This window comes from Leptospira noguchii serovar Panama str. CZ214, from assembly GCF_000306255.2.
GTDB classification, from domain to species: domain Bacteria; phylum Spirochaetota; class Leptospiria; order Leptospirales; family Leptospiraceae; genus Leptospira; species Leptospira noguchii.
In genome coordinates, this window is sequence record NZ_AKWY02000004.1 from 281,513 (window position 1) to 307,147 (window position 25,635).

The window sequence follows — 25,635 nt, forward strand, 5'->3', positions numbered from 1 at the left end:
ATTTTTATATCTTAACCAAAAAGTCATACCCGATTTCAATTTCTTCTTTTGCTTTTATAAATAAAAGAGACGGTTTTTCGAGATTAAAATCAGAAAATCGAATATTCACTTTTCCAAATATATGAATTTGACCAACTCCATTTGGCTCAACTTTTCCAGAAGATTGAAAGTCACGAGTAAATCCATGAATAGTAAGTTTACCACGGATCAAATATGTTTCACCAACTGCATCTACGGATTCTACAACAACTATGATTTCCGGAGTATTAGGATAGCCTAAAATTTCCGTAATATGAGAATCTCTGTTTTCATCTCCGGAATGAATTTTCAAAATCGGAATTTTAATTCCAAAAGGAGAATTTAATTTATAAACGGTTCCGTTTGTTTGAATTTGAGGAGAATCTATTTGTATTTCCGTACAAATTCCGTGAACTTCTTTCATAGGATGAATCGCCAAAAAAGTGATTTCTTTTTTGAGGATCTCTGACGCGTAACTTTGGGACGTCAGAAAAATCAAAAACGATAAAACGACTTGGTTAAGATGTTTCATATATTAATATTCCTTAAAATGTAATTACAAACAAAGACAAAGTAAAGGCCCCAAAACCCGCCCATCCTACTTGCTGCATATCTCTCGCCGCTTCGGGTCCGTGTTTTTCGATCCTTTGCCCCAAAGAAGGTAAAATCAACATCGCCGCCAAATGCAAAGGAATTAAGGCTTTGTGAGCAAAAATGGGGCTATAAATATTTACGTCGGAATCTTCCGAATCTACAACTCTCTGAGGAGCAAAAAAAGCCAAACCAGCAGTTAAAAGATACATTCCAAAAGTAGAATATGCTAATTGTTTATGAAAACTTCCGGAATGTTTCGCTTCCCATTCTTCGTTAGATTTTAATACAAAATATAAAGGGAGATTATTTGCAGGATCCTTAAAAAGAAAATACGTGGCGGCAATACTATTTTGATCTAAACCTTGAAACAAAGAAACCGAATAAAGCGGATCATTGTTCGAATATTCCGGATGTGTAAAAAGCAAAATTTTTGCATATTCATCCGACTTTCTATATAAGCTATCTTTTGCCTTTTCACCTTCCAAGTTTGTAGCCAACCAAAGTCCTAATGTGATAAAACCTGAAAGTTGATGAAAATCCAACATTTTTCTTCGAGTTAAAATCCCTTCCTTAGTTGTTTTAGAATTCGACTTTACCGAAATCGTAGGAGTTACGACTTGAGCACCTAACGCACTCCAGACGAAAAAGCTAGATAACAATAAAATTAAAAACCTTTTTAGAATCATAATAATCCTCTTTTGGTCTTTAAAGAGTATAAAGGAATATTTCTTTTATACAACAAAATTCTGTAGATTTTTTCAAAACGAATGATTCAAGAATTACTTTTTCGTCTATAAAGAAAAACGAATTCTTTAGATAGATTTCAAAAAATGATATCGAGTATTTTATTTTTTAAGAAATCTTTATATAATTCGAAATATTAGAGTTTTTGAAAAATTCCATTTCAGTTAACAAAACTGCTTTAATCGACCGTTTCGATGAAACAAAGGCAAATGGAGATTCATTTTTCAATAATTCTAATAAAGTTTTTAGAAAACCTATATTTACTATCAAAAATAAATTATAGATCTTACAAAAATGCATAAACATTATAAATTAAGATTATTTTGAAATTTATAAATTTTTAAGAAGTAAATTCTACATTCTAACTTTTGAATGTCACAATTTTAAAACCGGCATCTCTTTGAGTCCTTGACTAACCGTCAATAGGGGAGAATAACCTAAATCTTTTTTAGCGTTATCTATTTTAATCGTACAATCTCTGGACATAATACTTGCACTAAAACGGGTCAAAGGAGGTTCGTTTTTAATCCAGAATAATTTCCAAACCGCTTCTACAACCCTTGCTAAAAAACGTGCTAGCCATCCTGGAATTGAACGATTTGGTGCCGTTACTTTTTGAGTTGTTAGTAGAGATTCTAAAAAATTACGAAAATTGAATATTTCATCATCTGTTACGAAATACGATTTACCTCCTTGACCTTTGGTAAGAGCAAGTTCGATTGCATGTACTAAGTTATAAATATGAGTTGTACTGGTTAGAGCTTTTCCGTCGTCGATCCAAGAAAATTTTCCTTCCGCAATCATCTTCAAAAGAATTGGAAGGACAGTTTTATCTCCCGGTCCCCAAATCAAACGAGGACGAATCGAAAGCGTCTGCATCTCCGAAGAATTGGCTTTTAATACTAATTTTTCCGCTTCGGCTTTGGTTTTAGAATAAGGAAAGGGAGAGTTTTTCGGATAAGGATAAGATTCGTCTATATTGATCATCGGTTGCCCATAAAAAAGTGCCGCTTCGGTTCCAATAAAAATAAATCGCCTAACACCCGCTTTACGAGATGCTTCTAAAAGTTGAGCGGTTCCTTCCACGTTTACTTTCCAGAAATCTCGGAAAGGTCCCCATTGTTCCACATAAGCCGCGCTATGAATGACTATGTCTATTCCTTGTAGAGAACTTGGATCCACCGAATTGAGTTCGCATCGAACCGGTTTTCCTCCTGCTTTGGATACGATTGAATCCGTTTTTTCAGATCGAGACATCGCCAAAATGGTATGTTTTTTGGATAAAATCCGAGTTGCGGCATCTCCTACAAAACCGGAAGCTCCTGTTATAAAAATTTTCATTTTTTTTTATTCTCCCTAAAAAGCCCAGATAATTGATTTATTTTTTATATTTAAAAATATTGATTTTCTAATATTTCTTTTATACACAATGCCATTTGTAAAAATTTCGATATTACTCTTAAAAGTATTTTCTATAAAATAGAGTTTTTGAAAAATTTCATAGTGACGATCAATAAAACTGCTTCAACCGACCGTTTCCATGAAACAGAAACTAAGTGGCGAATTAATTTTTCAAAAACTCTAATCTAAAATAAATGACTGTACAATCAAATTTTTGCATAAAATCTTCGTTTCACGACCTTGATTCATCAAATCCAAAATTCATTTTTTGTAGGTTCCTTAAACTGTGTCAAAAATTGTCTAACCCAAACTCTAATAGAAATCCTTTTTTGCAAGTCTTAACAAAACTTAGTAGTTCCCACTGATTTATGTGTCTCTTTAAAAACTATACCGTTTTGAATAAAGAGCTTGTCCCAGAATCTCAAAAATTTTTACGATCATTCTTTAGAAATTTTCAATAAAATGCAGTAGTTCCCCACAAATTTAGGTCTCATTTGTCAACTTTCGAGAATTCTAATCTCGTTAAATTTTCGTAATAGTTCCCACAATTTACAGAACTTGGCGTCTCACTTCTACACTCAACAGTAACTCAGCAAACATCTCTCTATGGATCGGTGTTTAGGTTTTGGATAAGTTCAAAGTTAAAAGCTGTAAGAACTCCTACACTTTAAGTTTTAACGTGAATTAACGCGAAAGGGATCGATGCGAGGTAAATAAATTGAAGCTAAAGATGATTATTGTATAACGTTTTCTATATACAATTTATTGACCAGAGCTGAGAGCCCGGTCCGGCTGCCTGTGGCAAGCCGGATTCGCCCTGATTTTCTTAGGCTCTGTCCACGTTAAATTTTAAAGTAATTTATTAAAAAATGTGAATCGGCGGCAACTTTCTAAAGTAACGGCTCCTTCACAAATATTCAGAAAATTCAAAACCAGATTATTTGGATGAAATTACCTTTTATGATCATAAAAGTGAAAATCCACTTTAGAAAGTTTTTCTGTATATAAAGATTTTATTGAGAAATTACTTTATTGTCTTTATTTGTATCAATTTTATAAAAATAATCCTACAATTTTCCAAATACACAGGATCGAGTATTGAACAACTGCAAACGCTTCTTAAAAACTCAACACAGTTGCTCTGGTGCAGAAAACAGTATGCTTAAATACTTGTGCAACCAAGTCCTTGGCGCCAAGACAAATCTATATGCGTAATTTAGAATACAGTTTGAAAAATCAGCTTTTAGAATCATACCTAATCGTAAATTTTATAAACCATACTAAAAAATATATTCCTTGACCCTACTTTTCAAAGAAAAGTCTAGCCGCTTTCTATCTTAAATTTAAATATACGATTTCATAATTAACGAACTTCCAATTAAAAAATTGGACCCAGAAGATAAAAATTAGGTCGAATTAGTATTTAAGGTTCATTTCAATTTTTGTTTCCATTGAACCTAAGAGGTTTTTACTTGCTTTCTGCAATTTCTATACGTAATCCGATTTTCTCTTGGATGATGATGGCAGCGATCATTCTTTTTGGATCGATTGGTTTTTCCAGAATGGGTGTTTCCCAAATGCCAGACGTAGACTTTCCGGTTGTAAACGTTTCTCTCACTCTCATCGGAGCCAATGCACAGGTCATGGAAACGGATGTTGTAGATCCGATCGAAGAAGTTCTTATGACAGTGGAAGGTGTCACTGAAGTTCGATCGATTTCCTCAGACGGTTCCGCTGCGGTCACTGTAGAATTAGAACTGAGTCGAAACGTAGACGTCGCCGTTCAAGAAATCCAAACAAAACTCGCTCAGGTTTCCAACAAACTTCCTGAAGAAATGGACCCTCCTGTTATTACTAAATCCAATCCGGATGATACTCCAATCATCTGGATTTCCCTCACTGCAGTTGATAAATCCGAAAAAGAAAAAATGCTTTTCGTAAAGGATTTTCTTAAAGATAAATTTCAGAAAATTCCAGGCGTAGGTGAAATTATTTTAGGAGGTTACGTTGATAGAACGATCAATGTCTATTTAGATCCGATACAACTTTCCAGAAACGAAATCGCGGTAGACGATATCGTAAACACTTTAAGAGAACAGAATTTAGAAGTTCCTTCCGGAAGATTAGAAAATAAAACGAACGAAATCAGTCTTCGTGCCGTTGGCGAAGTTCCCACCGCAGAACAATTTGGAAACATATTCTTAAATTCTAGAAGTGGTTCTCCCCTCTTTAGATCGATTCGTTTAAAGGACATTTCAATCGTAGAAGACGGGTTAGGCGAAGTCCGCAGAATCTCTAGATTTAATGGAATTTCTGCAGTTGCAATTGGTATCAAAAAACTCAAAGGAGCAAACGCGGTTCAAGTAGGTGATCTTGTTAAAGACAAAGTTAAGGAATTAAAAACAAAACTTCCAAAAGGTTATGACCTTACTGTTTCAAACGACAACACTGGCTACATACGAGACAGTGTAAACGAATTAGAATTTACTCTGATCTTTTCCGCCATCCTTACCGGTTTTGTTTGTAGATTGTTTTTAGGAAACTGGAAGAGTACCGGAAACGTTCTTCTTGCAATTCCTACTTCCGTAATTGGAACCTTTTTGTTTTTATATTTTGCTGGTTTTACAATTAACACATTTACTATGTTAGGTTTATCTTTAGCAACTGGGATTGTCGTGGACGACGCAATCATGGTTCTAGAGAATATTACTAGACATAGGGAAATGAAAAAGTCCTGGTTTCAAGCCGCCCTGGAAGGAGCGACTGAAATTCGGTTTGCTGCTCTAGCTGCTACGTTAGCCGTCGTTGCTATCTTTCTTCCTGTTGCTTTTATGAAAGGGATCATCGGAAGATATTTTTTAGAATTCGGCGTTACAATTTCAGTTTCAGTTCTACTTTCCCTTTTCGAAGCTCTAAGTTTTACTCCTATGCGTGCTTCCTTGTATGCGGAAGATAAAAAAAAGAATAATAAAAAATCCATCTTTTCTGTAAATGCTCACGAAATTTGGAATCGATGGATTTCAAAAATTTCCATTTTTAAAAAGATGGATCCGGTCACGGAACGTTTTTTAGATTATAGTACTCTTCTTTATGAACGTTCTATCGACTTCGTATTAAAATTTCCTCGTTGGATTGTGTTCGGTTCGACTGCCTTGTTCATTGGATCTCTTGGATTTTTTTTCCTCTTAAAGAAAGAATTTATTCCTCCTCAAGACATGGGACGTTTTATCGTTCGCGCTAGACTTCCTTTGGGTTCTTCTTTACAAAAAACGGACGAAACCATGAAAAAAGTAGAACAATATCTTATTCAAAGAAAAGAAATAGAAAAGTATATTTCCAACGTAGGTGGTTTTGGAGGAACGGAAGCAAATACAGGAATGTTTTTTATTACAATGAAAGAAATGGGACACAGACCTAAAAATCCTAAAACAGGAAGAGAAATCACTCAATCCGCGTTATTTAGTATATTAAGAAAAGATTTAAAAGAATTAGTTCCAGAAGCTACGTTTTCAGTACAAGACCTTTCTCAAAGAGGATTTTCTGCGGGAAGGGGTTATCCAGTCGAACTTGTGTTAACCGGCCCTGATTGGAATACGTTATCCTCTCTTTCTGTAAAAATTTTAGATAAACTCAAAGAAAGTAAAATACTATTGGACGTAGATACAGACTACGTAGCAGGACAAAAAGAACTTAGACTTGTAACGAACCGAGAAGCCGCCGCTCTTAGAGGTGTAAGCATGGCTAATGTTGGAAATACAGTCGGAACATTGATGGGAGGAAAAAACGTAAGTCGTTTTACAGAAAACGGCCGAAGCTACGACGTTAGAGTTAAAATTCAAAGGGAAAAAGGAGAAACTATCTCGATCATTCCAAATATTGGAGTTAGAAACACATTTGGAGAATTCGTAAAGTTAAAAGAAGTTATAAATATCCAAGAAAAAGAAGCTCTTAAAACAATTACCAGAATCAATCGAGAAAGAGCGATCCGAGTATTTGGAAACCCCGCCCCTGCTTTGGGTCAAAACGTTTCTACAGAAAAAGCATTAGAAATTGCTAAAGAAATTCTTCCGGAAGGATATTCGGTCTCCATGACAGGCTCGGCAAAAACTGCAAAAGAGTCCGGTAACAGTCTAACTCTTGCTTTATTATTCGGAATTCTACTTTCTTATATGATTCTCGCAAGCCAATTCAATAGTTTAAAACAACCTCTCTACATTTTACTCGCTATGCCTTTCAGTTTCACAGGTGCATTAGTCGCTCTTTATGTGTTCGGACAATCTTTTAACATGTATAGTTTTATCGGACTCATTCTTCTCTTAGGATTGGTAAAAAAGAATTCCATCCTTCTCGTGGAGTTTGTAAATCATGTTCGTTCTACTGGAAAAAATATTCAAGAATCGATCCGAGAAGGTTGCCCTATCCGTTTAAGACCCGTGCTTATGACTTCTTTTAGTTCTATCGCCGCGGCAATTCCGCCTGCGTTGGCTCTCGGACCAGGAGCAGAAACTAGAATTCCAATGGCGGTGACTATACTAGGTGGTATGACCCTTTCTACCTTGATTACACTTTTAGTAGTTCCTGCCGCCTACTATTTAGGAGAAAAGGAGGTAAAAATTCCACCGAAGATCAATAAAATATAAGTTTAAAGTAAATCCTATTGAACATAAAACGTTAGATAAATACTTTTCAGAAAAAATACGTTATGCGTATCTTATATCTAAAATAAAATTTTTACGGAGTTTTTTGATATTGATATATTGATTTTCTGGAATTCTTATATAACTTTTGAGTTTGCTTTTACGTTTCAATTGATTAAAAAATACTCAAAACTATATAATAAAATACTTATATTTTTATCAAAACAAGATTTTATAATAAAAATGAACCGTATTCAATTTTATGAAACCAGTAAAACTAAAAACATGGATTGGATTTTAAAATTGTTTAAAATTTACAAAAACGTGGGAGTTCCCACATTTAAAGTATTTGGATACTATGTAGTAATTTCCACAATAAATACTTGCAAAGATATAACTTTGAAAGGAAGCGAGGTTTTGCAAAAATTCATAATGTTACAATCAAGAATCAACGTCACATTCTATAAATCGGTTTGTTATACAGAGTTTATCTCAAAACTTCAAAAAAGGCCAAAACAATGATTATTCAGTCTTTAATAAAAGAATGTAATAGTTTCTATAAATCTAATTTCTTAAAAAAATTTATAAACTTTTAGATAGCGTCAAAAATTGTATGAGCTTCTAAATATTTAGATATCCGGACAACCTACAATAAATCTAACAAAACAAATGAATTTTAAATTTGATAATAACAGAACAAAACTTTCATACAGAAATTTGATTAGACAATTATTTTTTTTAGATTCTATAAAAACTGATTTGAAACTTGATAACTTTTTTTGCTATAGAACTCGCCGTTCACTCCTATATAAATTTTGGAATACATTTTCAAAAACACATCAAATTTTTTCTGCAAAAGAAGAAAATAAATTTAAAATAAATCATCATCTTGATTTCAAGTTCTTTTCCAATTTGAAGAATTTTTGGAAAATAAACTTTCAAAAAACTATTTTTTTAAAAAGTTTAAAAAACCTTCAATATAAAACAATGACTACTATTTCAAAAGATATATTAAAAAATAATTATAAACTTATATCCTACAACATGAATTCATTACTATCCCCAAAATACAAAACTTATTATAAAAATAAGTTAGATGCAAAAAAAAAATTCAGACTCCAAAACGTTTTTTTTATATTTTCTTTCTTTTTAATTCTATTGTTTACATCCAGGTGTACAGATGATTCTGGAATTAGAACGGGAGATGGAATTGTTGAACCTAGACTGGAAGAAGTGACCGGAATAACTACCGAAAAAATCAAAAGTATTTTACCCGAACAGGAACTAACTATAGATGAACTATACGCTTTCGCGGTGGAAAGAACGGAAAGAATTGCTCTTAAAGAAGAAGCAATCCAACAAGCAGATGCCCAAAAAGCTGCTGCGTTTGCTTCTTTTTTTCCTTCTTTGTCTTTAGTGTATAATAAATTTTATAGAATTCCGGGACCCAATTCCCATTTCAATCCTTTTTATACGGAACCAAATCCTCTTACTGGTGGTTCCTCTACAAGTAGTCTTCCGCCTACGGTTGGCCCTGGAACTAGATTACTTTTGAGCATTCCCATTTTAAACGGAGTAAGCCAATATACTACTTATAAAGCTGCAGGAGCTCTAACTAAAGTTAGAATGAATGAAGCTCGTTACGAGTCTGGACGACTTTACCTGGAAATTGCACAAGCATATTATAATGTTCTACAATTAAAAGAAATCATTTTTTTGGAAGAAAAAAAGACCGATTTGGTTCGAAAAACAATCCAAGAAAGAAGGAGACTTTTTTCCTTGGGAAAAATTACAAGAGCAGACTTAAGCGGAGCCGAGGCAGATTTTTCTAGGTCCGAAGCGTATTTAGAAGATTTTAAATATCAATTAAAACAGGCGGAAATGGCACTGGAAAGTCTTATAGGAGCTGTAAAAGGCGGCCTACGATTGGCAATTCCTAAGGAAGTAATTTCTATTCCTCAGAACCTATTACCAGAAGAAAGAATCGCAAAACGATACGACGTAATCGCCGCAAAAGAAAATCTAAAAGCGGCGGAATTCAATCTGAAAAAGGCCTGGGGTGGACACTTACCTTCGGTTACATTAAATAATTATTATACGATTCCAGAACATAATACAACTCCAAATAAAGATATTACGATGCAATTATCTATCAACGTACCTTTATTATCCGCCGGAACCGTTACGGCAGGGGTTAAACAAGCAGAATCCGCATTGAGACAAGCAGAATTACAACTGTCTCAAACAAAGAGAATTGCAACCGACGAAATTCGAAAAGCCTATGAGAGTTCCTTAAACTCCGCTCGTTTATTATCCTTATATTCAAAAGCTCGCAATTCTGCTGAATCCAATCTAAGTTCTCAAAGAAGAGGTTTCAGCTTTAAAACGGTTTCCCGTCTTGAACTTTTAGTATCAGAAACTTCTTTTTTAGATTCCGAAATCGCTTACAGAAAGGCGTACTATCAACATTCTTTAAATACGATTTGGTATTCAGTTGCAATTGGCGAACTACCAAAATTAAAAAAATTGAACGAAGAAGATAAGACTGCAAATTAGTTTTCTTTGATGCTTGACATCTTTTCTCGATACTTTTAATTATTGGGCATAATTGAGAGGTAGAGACTCCATGATTATCAGCAATTACTTTCAAGATAATGAAGACCTAAAACTCGTTTTTAACCAGTTGATCGATTGGGAAGAAATCATCCACGCATACGAACATAAATTCGAAGACGCAGAAGAATTTAAAAAAACCGGCAATGAAAGATTAGCTTATGCGCCTTCCAACGTGGAGGAAGCTAAAGAATATTATAAATCCGTTTTGGAATCCTTGGGTGAAATTATGGGAGAGTTTGTAGCTCCTCGTAGTAAGGAAATGGATCGAATAGGACTTAAATATGAAAACGGAAAAGTAACTTTTCCAAAGGCACAAGAAGAATGTTACAACACCCTCAGAGACGCCGGTTTAATGCCGATTTCGATCAATAGAAAATACGGCGGCATGGGATTACCAGCAACGGTTCAATCTTTTATGATGGAAGTTGCCGCAAGGGCAGACGCCGCTTTTTGTCTTTCCTATGGAAATATAAACATCGTAGAAATCATGGAAAGATATGCTTCTTCCGAAATGTGCGAAAAATGGATTCCGGAAATTTCCGCAGGGAAATACAGCGCGGCGATGGCACTCACAGAACCAAACTATGGATCAGATCTTCCTAATGTTCAAACAAAAGCTACTCAAGACGCAGAAGGAATTTGGAGAATCAACGGAGCCAAACGTTTTATTACACACGCTTGCGGTTATATCAATGCACCGTCCGTAATTCTCACGTTAGCGAGAACAGGTTCGCCCGAAAGTGGTGCAAGAGGTTTATCTTTTTTTCTCGTAAAAGGAAACGACGTACATATCGCCGGTGTTGAGCACAAGTTAGGACTTCACTGTTCCCCTACTTGCGAAGTAGTATTTGATAACTCTCCGGGAGAATTGATCGGCAAAACCGGATATGGGCTCGTAAAATATTCGATGGGAATGATGAACGCAGCTAGGCTTACAATCGCAACTCAATCTTTGGGAATTGCAACCGCCGCCTATTACGAAGCGAAAAAATATGCTTCTGAAAGAATTCAATTTGGAAAACCAATCGAACAAATTCCCGCAGTGAAAAAAATTTTAGACCGTATGGAAAGAGAAATTTTAGCTACCAGAGTTCTAATCGCTGAAACCGGAAAAGCGATCGATCTTTATCATTGGCCTAAAGAACATCTTATCAAAGTGGAAGGTAAATCGGAAAAAGAAGTAAGTCAGGATGAATCCATTCGTCGTTGGGAAAAACTTGCAGATCTTTTTACCCCACTGAGTAAGTATTACGCTTCCGAAGGATGTGTTGCAATTGCATCGGACGCATTACAAATCCATGGTGGAAGTGGTTACACTGAAGACTACGACGTTGCTCGAATTTATAGAGACAGTAGAATTACTACTATCTATGAAGGAACTACTCAATTACAAATCGTCGCCGCAATCGGAGGTGTTGTATCTGGAATGTCTCCAACCGGACAACTCAGACAATATTCGGAAGTAGTACTTTCTAAATTTTCTGCTTCGGAAGATCTTAAAAAAGTTTGGAAAGATTTAGATACAAGCGTAATATTTTACAAATCTATCCATGACGGAAACGTAAAAGATTCTTTAGCGTTCGAAGTTGTAGAAATAGCGGCCCGTTTTCTCTGTGGGCTTCTTTTGGAAAAATCCTTGAAAGTTTTAAATGGAAAAGAACTCGAAAAACGAAGATTAATTTCTCAAACCTATAACTTGGATAGTATAGCTATCACTAGCGCCAATTTGATCAAACTGGAAAGAGCTTCTAAACAAGCAATTTCCGTCTAACACAAAATAAATGTCTAAGCAAATCCTTTGCCCAATCAATTGGGTTTGCCATTGCATTAATTGGAATATAATAAAATTTTTAATTACTATCAGTTTCTCTTAAATAACATAAGCTCGGCGTAAGGAATCGATGATTCTAAAAAAAGTTGGAATCTGAACTTTACAGATTGATTCTTTAAATGTGGGAACTATTGCAAACCACGATTTTAAGAAAAAATTGTAGGAACTCATACTTTTAGAAAGTTTTTTCTCAATCAGAACTCACGTTAAAATGGGATTTAAATTTTGATAATGGCCGCAAAACAACGATTTTGTATAAAAATCTGATTGGACGATTATTTTTTTGTAATAGTTCCTACAGATTAAGTCGTATAATAGAGTTGTTGAAAAATCCATAGTTCAAATTAACAAAACTGTTTTAATCGACCGTTTCCATGCAAAAGAAAAAGATTTTTCAGCAACTCTAATAAATTTTTAAACATTCATCTTTTGTGATTTAACTCGGGGAGTTCCACATTTATTTTTTATGGAAAAATCAGATTTTTATAAAACGAATCAAACCTCTTACGCCGAACTCACGTTAAATAGATTTCATGACTTCTAAGTGTATGGACCTTAAAATTAAGCCTTTTCTGTTTAAATCGTTTAAAATATAAGAACTCTCACATTTTAAGAAATTTTCTTTGTTTATTACTCACAGAACTTTTACCTTAATTGCTCAAGTTCTAAGTTTCTTAAAGTTCTCCTTTAAAGGATTAGGAAAATACCTTAGCATTCTGCTAATTCGTTTATTTGATAAGTCTAGTTGCCAGATATATCTGTAAATTTTATGGAATGTAGGAACCCCTTCATTTAAAACTTCTACGATAGAATCTCCAACCCCGACTTTTTCTAGGGACAACAAAAAGTTAAAAAGAAAACATCTAGAAACACCATGGGCATGAGCCAAAATTCCTAACATGGCCCAATGACTCATATCTATTCTAAAATTGATCTTCTTCAACTCTCCCTGATCTTTTTGATAAAGAGTAGTAACCGCCCTTCGATTCAAACGACTATGAGAAGAAATAAATTTACCGTAACGATTTAAAAGATAAGGAAGTTTTTTACCGAGCATCCTCCTATCTTTCAACGATAAAATAACGTAATAACTTTTCGGCACCAAAAGTGTTACTACCTTTTCAACATTTTCGTTCAAAGTAGATTCAATTTTTTGATCAGTATTAAAGTAGATTTGTTCCATATAAGAAACGGTTCCTCAAAAAACAAACACAGATCAGAATTTCATGTTCAAATTATAATATGCCGATGTAGTTAGGCATTCTGATATAATGTTTTGAGTTTGTTCTAAAATCTCAAAAGGTATAAACAATAATCCTTTAGAAGTTTCTAATGAATAGCTGGAGTTCCTACAAATTTTTAGTATATGGATTTCCAATAATTCTTAATCTTTAAGTTTTGGATTAGGTTTTTTGTTTAAAGTAGGATACAAAATTTAAGAATCTATTTTAAAATGTAGGAACTCTTACATTTTGAACGATAAGAAAAAAATTTATCAATTCCAAAGAGGCTTGTAGGAACTATTACATTCATACACATAATTTTTAGATCATTAGAGTTGTTGAAAAATGAATCTCCATCTGTTTCTGTTTTATGGAAACGGTCGATTAAAACAGTTTTGTTAATCGTCGCTATAGAATTTTTCAGCAACTCTATTATCAAAAATATTAAGAGGCCTCAAATAATAAAAACTAAAATGCAAAAAACATTTTGAATATTATGATTTCAAGAATGCTCTAAAAGAAATAGACATCTACCCAACCAGCAAAAGTCCTTGGGTCAGCACACATAAAGTTTGGTATTCAAGCAATCGCATCTCCATCGAAATTCCACAACCGTTAGAGCACTAAATTGAAGACGAAAGAAAATAATTCCATACTCTCAACGACTATCTCACTCATGTGATACCTTCATAAATACGTTACGCAAAATTGAAGCAGATAATTTAAATTTATATCAAGTAGTAATTGTCAAAAAGCGAACCGGGCAAAAACGAAAACATTCGGCTGTAAATATTGTATAGATTAATTACTATTTCGTCTTGCCGAAAATTCGGATCTTGTAATTGTTCATTATAAGATAAAAAGGTGTTGGAGAAAAAGGAATTTTACGGATCCAGTCTACAAATGTAGCCGATTATCGTAAATAATCAAACTACTTAGAACAATATAATAGGTGCCAATTTTACTTCTGAACAAGGACTTATTTTAAAATTTACAGTATTCTATTATAGGAATCAGTATTTAACTTTCTTCACACAAATACTCTCAATGATTTTTATAAATTGTGAATGTTCAAGTTAAATACAATGAAAGCTTCTAAGTAATGAATAACGTCTTATTATATTCAATTCACTATATAATTTCAAAAATTTACTCGCGAAAAAAAAGAAACTTGTACTTACCAAGTGCTACATAATAGAATGTTTAAAATTTATTGTCCATATTCTATAGAAACCATCAGTAAAATAAAATTATAATTCTCTTAGAAATATCTTGATAAATAACGTTTGAAACTCTTAATAAAATAAAAAAGACAAAAATACCAATGACCTTAAATGACTCAAAACCGGAATTAATTAAGTTATATTCTTCCCTTGGAAAAATCATTACCTCTTCATTAGAGCAACAAGAAGTCCTAAATGCAGTAATGGAAGAAGTCCGTTTATTTTTTAGCCCTAAAAATTGGAGTTTGATGCGTTACGATGAAAGCTCGGAAGAATTATTTTTTCTAATAGCAGAAGGAATACAATTCAATCATATTAGAAACATTCGATTAAAGTCAGGAGAAGGAATTGCCGGTTCGGTTGTTCAAACAAAGTCTCCGATCTTTGTGGAGAACGTAAGAAATGATCCTAGGTTTTCCAAAAAAGTCGATGAAAAGACAGGATTTGAAACAAAAACGATCATTGCGGTTCCGATGATATTCAGAGGAACAGTTCACGGAGTTATCGAATTAGTAAATCGTTTTGACGGATCATCTTTTTCTCCTGAAGATTTAGTTATCCTTCAAACAATAGCAGATTTTACTGCAATCTCCCTAGCAAATTCCGATCAATACGAAAAAACAAAAATACTTGCGTTTCGAGACTCGTTAACTGGAGCGTTTAACCGCAATAAGCTGAATCATCTTAAGGGAGAATGGTTCGGTAAAGCAATGGAAAACCAAATTGCGTTAGTCGCTCTTTTAGATTTAAACGACTTTAAAATGATCAACGACACTTACGGCCATAAAACGGGAGATCAGGTACTTTGTTATTTTACGGATATTCTTCGTTACGTAATTCGTGGAACGGATAAAATATTCAGAATCGGAGGAGATGAATTTTTAATCTTAGTTCAACATGAAAATCGGGAAAAAATCATTCAAACCCAAAATCGATTTCAGGAAACAATGTCCGTCCTTCTAAAAAAATGTAAGGAAAATGATCCTCCTTTTTATTTTACTTGGGGAATGTCGCTTGGCCCTATTCAGAAATTGGATGAGTTGATACACGAAGCGGATTTATCAATGTATGCTTCAAAAGGATGATCCAAATCTTCCTCTATAATCTCGCAGGAGACAAGTAGTATTTAATCTTAAAACTTCCGTAAGTATATTATAAATTTATTATAAATATCCGAAGGCGACTTTTTAGATATTAGAGTGTTGAAAAATGAATCTCCATCCGCCTCTGTTTCATGGAAACGGTTGATTGAAGCAGTTTTATTAATCTGAACTATGAAATTTTTCAACAACTCTATTTCCATTGTATAGCAAGTGTTATGATTCTAAATACTTGAATAGACCACACAAGCTTATTTTAAACCTCTTTGTATTACTGATTTTTTCTATAAAATAGAATACCTTAAATTTTCATCGCCAACTCTTATTTGAGTAAAAAATATTAGATACTCATTATATACTTCTTAGTAAAACTTCAAAAAAATCAAGGGATGTCTCCGAAAAATTCGATCTCTCGGTTTAAAAGAATTCCAGATGTTTGATAAACCTTATCGACAACTAAATTAACTAGATAATTTACATCAAAAGCAGTAGCCGCTCCTAAATTGACTATAAAATTACAATGTTCGGGAGAAATCTGAGCACCACCTTTTATCTGACCTCTCAAACCGGCTTGATCGATCAATTCCCAAGCTTTGATTTCTTTTCCATCTTCGCGAAAAATTTTTGGATTTTTAAAAACAGAACCTGCGCTTTTTTTATTTTCAGGTTGGGAAGAATTTCTTTTATCTCTTTTCTCTTTTAAAGAAAATTCGATTTCTTCTAAATTTCCTTCTTTGAGAAGAATTTCAATACCTAAAATGATGGAATCTTTTTGATTTAAAAATTCAGTAAATCGATAACCGTATTTAATTTCAGACGGTTTACGAACCAATAATTCTCCATCTCTCAAAAATTCAACGGATTGAATCAGATCGAAAAGTTCTCCGCCGTAACAACCCGCATTTTGAATCACAGCCCCACCGGTCCAACCTGGAATCGTACTTAAAAACTCAGCTCCCACATAACCCTGTTGTGAAATTTGACGAAATGTAGGAGTGGTATTAGTCGCAGCCCCGATTCGAAACCTTCCATCACCCAAAAATTCAAACTCCTTAAATTTACCGGACAAACGTAAGGTAACAAAATTATCAGGATGATCCGAAATCAAAAGATTCGAACCTCCTCCTAAAATTTTCCAAGGAATATCCAATTTAGAAAAGATGTGCAGGGTTTCCGAAACCTGAGAGGAAATTTCGGGTTCAACAATTACAGGACAAACACCGCCAATTTTGAAAGAAGACAAAATCCCCAGTCTAACTTCCGAACGAAAAGGTATTTTAGAAGATTCTAAGTTATGTTTAAAATCCCGAAGTTGGGATTCGGAAAGAACAGGAAACATATGAATAAAGAATGAACTTCCCCAATTCTCTACCACAAAAAAAAGAACTCAAGAAAAATCCGAAATCGGATCGATCTTAAAGAAAGAGGTGATTTATGTTTTTTCTATTATTGGAATCCATTTATCTCGACTTTGCATCCGGACGAACCGACTGGGAAACTTACTGTGAATCCGTAATTCTACTGGCACAAGACCAAGAAAAACTGGCCGGATTTGTATAAAAAAATCAAAAAGAAAACCGAACAAAAATGTGCATGTTCGGATATAGTCTTTTTAAATTTTAAATCACCGACTACCAGGCCTCAATATTATCTCTAAGGGGTTGAAGCACAAAAATCAACAAACAAGTTGTGCTTTCGCGTTAGCTAATAAATTTCAAAAAAAAGAATGATAAACTTATTAACTACAATATAAAATCATAGCAAAGTTACTGAGTTATCCACTCAACCTTTTGCAAATAAATTTTAGAAAAGTATAATAAAATTTATTTCTAAAATAAAAATTTATGCCTCTCATGGTAGTTGAAGAATCAGAGAAACCGTCGCTTTTGGTATTTAATTTTAAAAAATTCCACCTAACTAAAGTTTTACGAAAGGTTTAGAAGTTTCTATCTTCAAAAATTCTACAATCTTATCAGAAACTATTTCCTTAGAAAAAGGGCCGATTTGAGCAACTTTCCCAAAAGTAGAATAAATAAAAACCGTAGTATCCACTTCTCCAAAACCTTTTTTATTTTTATCTACGTAATTACCTATAATATAATCTAAATTTTTACTTTTTAGTTTGTTTTGAGCGTATTCTTCTAAAAAATCCGTTTCAGCAGCAAACCCAACTAAACAACAACCAGAGATTTTTTCGTTTACAATTTTAGAACTAACCGTTTTTAAAATGTCCGGATTTTTAACGAGTTCCAGTAGAAATGTTTCACTTCCTTCTTCTTTCTTAATTTTAGATTCGTTACTTTTAATTGGACGAAAGTCAACAGGAGCTGCTGCCATAATTAGGATCGTATCCGTTTGAATCTCCGCAAGAACCGCATTACAAAGATCGGACGTGGTTTCCACAGAGATACTTTTAGATCCTTTTGGATTTTTATAATTTTCTAATACTTGACCGTGAATATAAACGACTTTGGAAACCCATTTAGAAATTGCTTCGGCGACATGGAAACCCATCTTACCGGAAGAAGCGTTTGAAATATACCGCACCGGATCGATCCATTCTCTCGTCGGTCCAGACGTAATGATAGCTTTAGAAAATCTCATTTTGATTTCTCTTTATCTAAGAGTTTCTTCGATATAAATCCAAGATTAACTTTTGTATCAGAGAGATTTCGGCTAACTTTCCATAACCCTCGTCTCCGCAAACGACCACACCTTCGGAAGGGTCTGCAAGAGTTACACCATCTTCGGCCAATTGTTTTAAGTTTCTTTGAACTGAAGGATGAGCATACATAAAAGGATTCATCGCAGGTGCAACGATCACAGGACAATTCGCCGCAAGATAAGTCGAAGTTACAAGATCATCCGCAATTCCATTTGCCATTTTACCGATGATGTTTGCTGTGGCGGGAACGACCGCCATTACCGATGCCGAATTTTTAGCGTCTATATGAGCCATCCCTTGTTCATATTCATTTACGCGTACTTTTTTGCCAGTCAACGCTTCGAACGTAATCGGTCCGATAAACTGAGTTGCGTTCATTGTCATTATTACACTTACTGGATAACCTTCCTTAGTAAGATTTCTTACAAGTTCACACGCCTTATATGCAGCGATACTTCCTGAAACCGCGATGAGTATTTCTTTTCCAGGATTAGACATGATATTTTTCGGTTTATTTTTTAGACTGAGCTCGATTGTTTAAACTAACTCTTGTAAAACGAACGGAAAGAATTTTATTACCTTCCATTTTTTCAACGGTAAGAGTTCCGGTTTGAAGAGAAATAGTAGAACCTTCTTCCGGCATATCTTCTAAACGACCTAAAATAAAACCAGCAATCGTTCGAATATCTTTGATCTCTTCTTCGTGAACTCCAACGAGAATTTCTTTTAGATCGTCTAACTCTGCTTCGCCGTCGATCGTAAAACTGTCTGAATGTTGGGTCGGAAAAGGATCCGTCTCGTGATCGTCTGTTTCATCTCGGATCTGTCCAAAAATTTCTTCAATAATATCTTCCAAAGTAAGAAGACCTGCAACACCACCATATTCGTCTATAACGATTGCCATGTGTTGTTTGTTTTCTCTGAGTTTCTGCATTACCTTTTCGATCGAAAGACCTTCGGGAACAAAAATCGGAGGCTGCATAATTGCAGTTACTTTCTCTTTTCTACCTTTTTTAGAATTGGATAACCAAGTAAGATATGTCTGAACATGAATGATTCCAATAATTTTATCTGTATTACCTTCATAAATCGGGTATCTAGAAAAATGATGTTCCGCAATGATAGAAATTAAAGAATCCATAGAAGTATCATGTGGAATTCCTATAATACTCAAACGATGAGTCATTACATCCTTTGCTTGGTGTTCCGAAAACTGAAACGTATTTTGGATGATCTGAAATTCTTCCTGATCAATCTTACCTTGTTTGTTTTGTTCTTCAATGATGATCATCAATTCTTCGGGAGAATGCATCATTCTACTTTTGTTTGCTTCGATTCCAATCAACTTCAAAAGAAAAGAAGTCATTTCATTTAAGAAAAAAGTAATGGGATAAAATAGATAATAAAAAAAGAATAAAGGAATACTGATAAAAAGTGCAACCGGTTCCGTGTTTTGGATGGCTACGGTTTTAGGAAGAAGTTCTCCTAAAAGTATATGCAGAAAAGTAATAATCGTAAACGAAATGGTAATCGCCAAACCGTGAATAGTTGCGTCGTTTACCGAATACCCGAACATTTCTAAAAGAAATGTAAGCCATCTGGAAACGTAACCTTCTCCCACCCAACCTAACAAAAGACTGGCGATGGTAATTCCTACCTGACATACGGATAACATGTCGTTGAGTTTTTGAGCCGCGCGTTTGGTAATGAAAGCGAGGGGTTTGTTTTCCTTGATCAATTCCTCTAAACGAGAAGGACGAATCGAAACCAATGCAAACTCAGCGGAAACGAAAAATCCGTTGGCAAATATAAGTAAAACGATGATAAAAAAGCCGATTAATTCCATTGTAGGAGAATAGGGATCAAATTGGATCTAAGAATATGTGGGTTTAGGACGGCCTTTGAGTTTAGAAAACGGAAATTCAGTATCGCTGGAATGTAGAACTGACTACCTTCGGGGTCCATTTTGACTTACTGGAAGATAGAGTCTTTGAATTGGCAAAAAATGTCGATCGTTTAAAAGAAAAAAACATTAGATTTTATAGAACTAACGTTTTGAAAAACAACCTTTTATTCGATATATTTTCGAATTCGAATTCCTCGAAATGATGCTTCTGGTTCGTTTGTTTCTTGAGAAATTTTCTCCAAAAGTTTTATGTCCGATTCTGAATTTAAATTCAAAGATGGAATGTAGTACATTCTATAAACTCCTGAGTTGATCCAGAAAGAAACCCAATCTAAAAAGTCTTCTGACCTTCCTTTCCAACCGTTTCCACTCAAAGAGTCTCTCGTAAAAATCAGTCTCTGAGGAGTATTTCTAAAGTCGTAACGCCTATGTAATCTTGAAAAACGAATCTGCTCTTCTCCACACCTCCAGGAATATTCGTTTAAGTTTGCGACGGAATTATCTTCCACCTTCAAGTTCCAAACCATCATAGAACGATTTCCAATTAACAATTTATTTCCTTCAAAATATGTGAAGGCAACTTGTTCAAAATTAGTATTAGACAAAGTATCTGTATGATTACAATCGCAAACATAAATACGTTCCGATTTAAAGTTATCGTTCTTTTTACTGAATCTAGTAAAAAATTTAAAATCAATTTCTGGAAATTCTTTCTTAAGATAATCAAAAGATTCCATTCCGGAAACGTTTAGATAAATCTGAACATTATCTCTTTTATACAGAGATTCAATCAAAGATTTTAATACAACTTGAACGGTAAAAGAAGAAGCGGACTCGGAAGGAATCTCTTTCAGTTCTAGTTCCTGAGAATTGCCTTGTTTCCAAAAGATATAAGTTCTTTTATCTCTTACAAAAACGCTCAACACAGGAATATGAGATTTTTTGATTTCTTGATTTCGAAATGGATCAGATTCTTCTAAAAGTCGTATAACCTCTGTTTGGCGAATTTCCGATCGGACCGAAGTCAGATGTTCTTTAGGTCCTGGATAAAAACCTCTAAAAGAAGAAATTCGTCGACTCGTATCAATGAGAGTATTCGAATTTCCCATTGTTTCTTTTTGTTCCAAACGGGATAAAAATCCTAAAAGCTCCATCGTATGTCCGTGAACCGCATAATATTGGATCGCTGCGTCTGTAAATTCCCGAACTCCGTAAACTACCGGAAGATAATTTTTCAATTGAAGAAGCATATCGTCCGGTCTTCTAAGAACCATAATCGCAACCGCCTGATCCAACGCGCTTTTGACCGTTTTTAAAGACCTAGATTCTTTGTGAGAATAAAACAATCCAGTAAGTCGAATCCATTCCTCTGTATAAATGGGGTCCGTAGTTCTTAAAATTCCATATGCTTTTGTAAATTCTATGATCGCTTTTCTAAGATCGTTCTTTTTATAATGAATAAATCCGTTTAACAACGTAGAGGCGTATTCTACTCTTTTCCAACCTTTGCTCTGAGCCAAAAAAGTAATTTCAGTCGCCATCTTTCCCGCAACTTCAGGTTCGTCGTTCATCAAAATCTGTACAATTCTAAGGCGTGTAAACAAATCGTCTTCGGTTAGGTTTTTAGGAATAGAAACCGACTTGAGTGCGTCTACTGCTTTAAAAGAACTTTTAGATCTCCAGATCGCCATAGAGATCAAATCTCTAGCACTGTTGATAGATATAGGTTCTCCTAAAAACGGATTTAAAATCGTAGACGACCATTCTAAAAAATCTAAGTTCAAATAGTAATCCAAAGATTTTTTATATTCTTGATTGAGATAGGAAATGGTGCCTAACTTTAGATAAATATTATTTTTATAAGAGGTTCTTATATCCGGATGATACTTGAGAATATAATCCAAAACTTTCTCGGCGGAAATCAAATCTCCTCCGATCAAATAATAATAAGCGAGTTTTTCATAAGAATAACCAATAATCCTGCCGCTCAAATTTTCGGAGATAATTAGAATTTTCTGAAAATGAACCGCCTCTTTAGAAAGCCCTAGTTCTGCTAGTTGATCCGCAATGTTATAGATCACATTACTTAAAAAAGGAATGTATTTTAGTTCTGGATCTTCTAAAAAAGGTGCCAAAGTCCTGTTTAAATTTAGATATTCTCTTTCATGAGATTTTGCTTTTGGAGAAAAATCAGAAAGATATTTTTTAAGACGTAGGGTTTTACAAAGAGAATAATATACAACTTTTCTGGAACATTTTAGGTTTTCCGGATTTTTTTTTTCAAATACAGAAAGATCAAATCCTTCCGCTAATTCTTTGAGATATATAGAACTTTCGTTCTTTAAAAATTGAATCAGCAAATTACGGGAAGACTCCTTAGAATTAAAATTCAATTCTTTGAATATTCTTAAAAGAATTCCACCTAACACGAGTTCGCTTTCCGCGTTCTCAGTTAGTTTTAACAAAGATTCATACCGACGTACATCTTTGTTGAGAATGAAATATTCTCCTGCAAAAAAAAGATAATCCGCTTTTTCCAAAAGTGTAAGATTTTCAGGAAAGGATTTAATTTCGTCTTTGGATTGAAATACAGTTTTTCCGTTTAAATTAAAGGAAAAACCTTCCGAACTTTTGGCCCATCCAAATTCTTGTTTGGTTTGAGCGGAAATCGAACCAAAAGATACAAGACTCAAAGCCAGATAAAAATACAATTTAAAGGAAAGAAGCTTCAAGGTAGATCAGACTGAAACGCCTTCTCTCTTAAGATCGCGCTTCATAAGGTCTTTCACAACTTCTCTCGGATTCTTACCTTCGTAAAGCATTTTATAAACCTCGTTTGTAATCGCCATTTCAATTCCCAATTTCTGTGATAACTCATACGCGCTTTGAGTAGTCTTTACTCCTTCCGCAACTTCGTTCATGCTAGAAAGAATCTGTTCTAAGGTTTCTCCCTTACCCAATCTAAATCCTACGGTACGATTTCTAGATTGTTCTCCACAACAAGTCAAAATCAAATCTCCCATTCCAGAAGGGCCTAAAAAAGTCATCGGGTCCGCACCTAACTTCAAACCTATTTTTGTAATTTCATTCAGACCTCTTGTAATCAAAGCGGCTCTTGTATTTTGTCCAAAACCTAATCCATCACTTACACCCGCAGCCAAGGCAATTACATTCTTTAAAGAACCTCCCACTTCTACTCCAATTACGTCCGGGGTCCAATACGTTCGAAAATACAAAAAACTGAATATTTCCTGAACCTTACGCGCGGTCGTTTCGTTTTTAGAAGCGATGCTTACAATCGTCGGTACTTTTTGGATAATCTCTTTTGCAAAAGAAGGTCCAGATAAATACGAAAGATAAGAATGATATTTTTCGGGAAGTTCTGATTCAAAAATTTCGGAAACAAGTCGTAACGTTCCGTTTTCAATTCCCTTACTCGCAGAAACAATTGGAACTTTTTCGGGTAAGTATTCCTTGATCTCTCTTAAAATTTCAGTCAACGCATGAGAAGGCGGAGAAGATACGATCATATCTTTTCCTTGAACTACGTTTTTTAGTTCCTTGTTAGCGGTGAGTTTTTCCGGCAGGGTAAAACTAGGAAGATGTTTGTTATTGATATGATTACGATTGATACTTTCAACTTGAGAATCATTTCTGCACCAAAGAGTAACTTCATAACCTTTATCTGCAAGAAGACTTCCCAATGCGGTTCCAAAACTTCCCGATCCGATCACTCCAATTTTCATGTAAACTCCTCATATGAGGTTGAAGTCGAAAAAATTTTTCTTACCAAACAATTTCTAAACAACCGTTCCCAACTTGGAATTAATAATTTAGTTTACTCTTCTTTACCCGCAAACTATTTTTGATCTCCCATGCTCGATTTGAGGAAACTCATCTTCAATCCTTTTGATTTTTTTACCGGACATCCTTTTGAAAAAGAGAATCAGAAGAGCAACTATAAGATCACAGTTAAACTTCATTCTTTAAATAAAATTCTGAAGAAAAAAATTTCGGAATCAGACGACCCTTTGGAATCTCTCGAGTTTGATTCTGAAAACGGAGTTCTGATTTTAACGGGACATTTTTCAATCCAAGGTTTATTCTGGTCCCGACTTTTAAAAACTGAATTTGTAGATTACAACGTTAGGCTCATTCCAGTTAAAGTAATTCAAAATCAAGTTCGTTTTCAAATTCATTCTTTTCGTTTATTCAGTCACACTCCTAAAAAGTTGGATCCGATCCGAATTTTTTCTAAAATATTCCAATTTCATAGAAGATTCATTTTAGAAACCATCGTCGAGGAAATTCCAGAAATTCTTCGTCTAACAGGGATTCGAAATGTTATTACTGTAAACATGGATTATTTTCTTTCTGAAATTCCGGATCTCGCCGGTAAAATCACTATTCAAAAAGTAATTCCGGAAAAAGGAAACGTGTTCTTATTCGTAAAATCAGGAACCATTTTAAAACCTCTTTTAGATTTTTTTGGTCCCGAATATATCCGAATCGAACCCATTTCCGAAAATGAAGACTCGCTTCTACTCCTTTGGAGAGACTAATTTTTAGAAAGGTTGGACATTCCATCACCTATTTCTAAATTGAGTTTATAGCTTTTCTTTTTCATTATAAAATTGTAGTATAAAAGAGACGGCAATATTCCGGATCGATTGCAATGAAAATCATCTACTTGACCGATATTCACGACGGCTTAAGAGGCTTAAAAGAAATTCTACAACAAACGACCGCAGACTTATATCTATTTTCCGGAGATATTATTTATAAGGCTTTCTTTAGTACAGATCGTATTATAGAATTCTGTACGATTCAAGAAGAAATGTATCGTATCTCTCAAGATCAAAAAGAAGAAATCAACGCCTACGACTATGCTACAAGAGCAATTCGCTTTCCCGAAAAATACAGTACTGATATAGTAGAAAAATCTAAAGAATATAGAAGTTTATTTCATCAAGCCGCCAAAACGATGAAGGAAAAATACGAACTCATCGAAATCATCATTCAAAAATATTCCAGAGCTCCGGTAAGAGTTCTTCCAGGTAACTATGATATAGATCTTCAATATAGCGCTTTGTATGAAAGAGACATTCATAGAAAAACTTTTGAACAAGACGGTTATAAGTTTGCAGGTTATGGCGGCGCTCCAATTCTTACTTCTGGAATTCCGGAAAAATTAGCAGTTAAGTTTCACGAATACAATCGCAACGGTAAGAGTTATAGCGAGCCGGAAGATTTTTTCAAAGAAGAACAACCAGATATAGTAGTCATTCATAATCCTCCTTATGGATTTTTAGATAAGATTCCAAATTATGGAAATGTAGGTTCTCAAGGAATTAGAAGATACTTAGACGAGTACAACCCTTCTTTAGTTGTTTCAGGACACGTTCACGAAGACCAAGGTATTATCAAAAAAGGAAAAACTGTTTTTTTAAATCCTTCCAACTTCGGCGCTGTAGATTCCGTTTTTGGTTTTCAACCGGGCGGATTTTTCTCAGAAATATTTTTAGAAAATGGGCTTGTAGAAACCGTAAAATTGAATAGACTGGTGGACCACAAAATTCGCCTCTTAATGGAAGTAGATTGTAAGGGAAACTTACCTTCTGTTACATTTGTAAACCAAGATTCGGAGGTGTCCGCGGAAGATTTTGTGAGAGTCTGA

General features: G+C 34.4%; 17 protein-coding genes. 7 read left to right on the forward strand and 10 right to left on the reverse strand.

The annotated features are described in order from the left end of the window. Nucleotides 1-4: 4 nt before the first annotated feature. The 3 genes from LEP1GSC059_RS02780 to LEP1GSC059_RS02790 all read right to left on the reverse strand — a co-directional run bounded on the left by LEP1GSC059_RS02780 (nt 5) and on the right by LEP1GSC059_RS02790 (nt 2,697). A complete protein-coding gene (locus LEP1GSC059_RS02780; RefSeq protein ID WP_017215248.1) occupies nt 5-550 on the reverse strand; it encodes a YceI family protein in 546 nt (181 codons plus the stop codon). A gap of 13 nt (nt 551-563) precedes the next feature. Then, a complete protein-coding gene (locus LEP1GSC059_RS02785) occupies nt 564-1,298 on the reverse strand; it encodes a hypothetical protein (protein ID WP_017215247.1) in 735 nt (244 codons plus the stop codon). A 433-nt stretch (nt 1,299-1,731) separates the two neighbouring features. Further along, nucleotides 1,732-2,697: an NAD-dependent epimerase/dehydratase family protein gene (locus LEP1GSC059_RS02790; protein ID WP_017215245.1), complete on the reverse strand. Its 966-nt coding sequence runs from the start codon at nt 2,695-2,697 to the stop codon at nt 1,732-1,734. Nucleotides 2,698-4,229: 1,532 nt separating this feature from the next. On the opposite strand from LEP1GSC059_RS02790, the gene LEP1GSC059_RS02795 reads away from it, so the two are divergent. From LEP1GSC059_RS02795 to LEP1GSC059_RS02810, 3 genes are all read left to right on the forward strand, one after another. After that, a complete protein-coding gene (locus LEP1GSC059_RS02795) occupies nt 4,230-7,397 on the forward strand; it encodes an efflux RND transporter permease subunit (protein ID WP_020980239.1) in 3,168 nt (1,055 codons plus the stop codon). Nucleotides 7,398-8,063: 666 nt separating this feature from the next. Then, nucleotides 8,064-9,950, forward strand: coding sequence for a TolC family protein (locus LEP1GSC059_RS02805; RefSeq protein ID WP_020980188.1), 1,887 nt, complete (start codon nt 8,064-8,066; stop codon nt 9,948-9,950). A gap of 70 nt (nt 9,951-10,020) precedes the next feature. Further along, on the forward strand, nt 10,021-11,781 hold the full coding sequence (locus tag LEP1GSC059_RS02810) for an acyl-CoA dehydrogenase family protein (RefSeq protein WP_017215241.1): 1,761 nt from the start codon (nt 10,021-10,023) through the stop codon (nt 11,779-11,781). A 718-nt stretch (nt 11,782-12,499) separates the two neighbouring features. Here LEP1GSC059_RS02810 and LEP1GSC059_RS02815 read toward each other — a convergent pair. Further along, entirely contained in the window at nt 12,500-13,024 is a 525-nt protein-coding gene (locus tag LEP1GSC059_RS02815; protein WP_017215240.1) for a DUF1564 domain-containing protein, read from the reverse strand. 1,364 nt (nt 13,025-14,388) lie between these two features. Here LEP1GSC059_RS02815 and LEP1GSC059_RS02820 point away from each other — a divergent pair. Next, nucleotides 14,389-15,372: a sensor domain-containing diguanylate cyclase gene (locus LEP1GSC059_RS02820; RefSeq protein ID WP_002179341.1), complete on the forward strand. Its 984-nt coding sequence runs from the start codon at nt 14,389-14,391 to the stop codon at nt 15,370-15,372. 397 nt (nt 15,373-15,769) lie between these two features. Here LEP1GSC059_RS02820 and murB read toward each other — a convergent pair whose 3' ends face one another. Next, the gene (gene murB, locus LEP1GSC059_RS02825) at nt 15,770-16,726 is read right to left on the reverse strand and encodes a UDP-N-acetylmuramate dehydrogenase (RefSeq protein WP_002179511.1); all 957 of its coding nucleotides are present in this window, start codon (nt 16,724-16,726) and stop codon (nt 15,770-15,772) included. Between the two features lie 95 nt (nt 16,727-16,821). Here murB and LEP1GSC059_RS24505 point away from each other — a divergent pair, with 95 nt between their 5' ends. Next, on the forward strand, nt 16,822-16,947 hold the full coding sequence (locus LEP1GSC059_RS24505) for a hypothetical protein (protein WP_000465702.1): 126 nt from the start codon (nt 16,822-16,824) through the stop codon (nt 16,945-16,947). Between the two features lie 357 nt (nt 16,948-17,304). On the opposite strand, the gene LEP1GSC059_RS02830 is transcribed toward LEP1GSC059_RS24505, so the two are convergent. The 5 genes from LEP1GSC059_RS02830 to LEP1GSC059_RS02850 form a co-directional block, all read right to left on the reverse strand. Beyond that, nucleotides 17,305-17,991 carry a phosphopantothenoylcysteine decarboxylase gene (locus LEP1GSC059_RS02830; protein ID WP_020980199.1) on the reverse strand — a complete coding sequence of 229 codons (687 nt, stop codon included), beginning with the start codon at nt 17,989-17,991 and terminating at the stop codon, nt 17,305-17,307. Nucleotides 17,992-18,007: 16 nt separating this feature from the next. After that, nucleotides 18,008-18,550 (reverse strand): phosphopantothenoylcysteine decarboxylase, encoded by a 543-nt coding sequence (locus LEP1GSC059_RS02835; protein ID WP_017215239.1) that lies wholly within the window; start codon nt 18,548-18,550, stop codon nt 18,008-18,010. A gap of 13 nt (nt 18,551-18,563) precedes the next feature. Continuing rightward, nucleotides 18,564-19,898, reverse strand: a complete 1,335-nt coding sequence (locus tag LEP1GSC059_RS02840) for a hemolysin family protein (RefSeq protein ID WP_002179435.1) — start codon at nt 19,896-19,898, stop codon at nt 18,564-18,566. Nucleotides 19,899-20,122: 224 nt separating this feature from the next. Next, nucleotides 20,123-22,690 carry a tetratricopeptide repeat protein gene (locus tag LEP1GSC059_RS02845; RefSeq protein ID WP_020980205.1) on the reverse strand — a complete coding sequence of 856 codons (2,568 nt, stop codon included), beginning with the start codon at nt 22,688-22,690 and terminating at the stop codon, nt 20,123-20,125. Between the two features lie 6 nt (nt 22,691-22,696). Then, complete coding sequence (locus LEP1GSC059_RS02850; protein WP_002179487.1) at nt 22,697-23,704, reverse strand: NAD(P)H-dependent glycerol-3-phosphate dehydrogenase; 1,008 nt, start codon at nt 23,702-23,704, stop codon at nt 22,697-22,699. 129 nt (nt 23,705-23,833) lie between these two features. Between LEP1GSC059_RS02850 and LEP1GSC059_RS02855 the strand changes: the two genes are divergently transcribed. Together LEP1GSC059_RS02855 and LEP1GSC059_RS02860 are read left to right on the forward strand one after the other, a co-directional pair. After that, nucleotides 23,834-24,520, forward strand: coding sequence for a hypothetical protein (locus tag LEP1GSC059_RS02855; RefSeq protein ID WP_002179124.1), 687 nt, complete (start codon nt 23,834-23,836; stop codon nt 24,518-24,520). Nucleotides 24,521-24,633: 113 nt separating this feature from the next. Next, a complete protein-coding gene (locus LEP1GSC059_RS02860) occupies nt 24,634-25,635 on the forward strand; it encodes a metallophosphoesterase family protein (RefSeq protein WP_017215238.1) in 1,002 nt (333 codons plus the stop codon).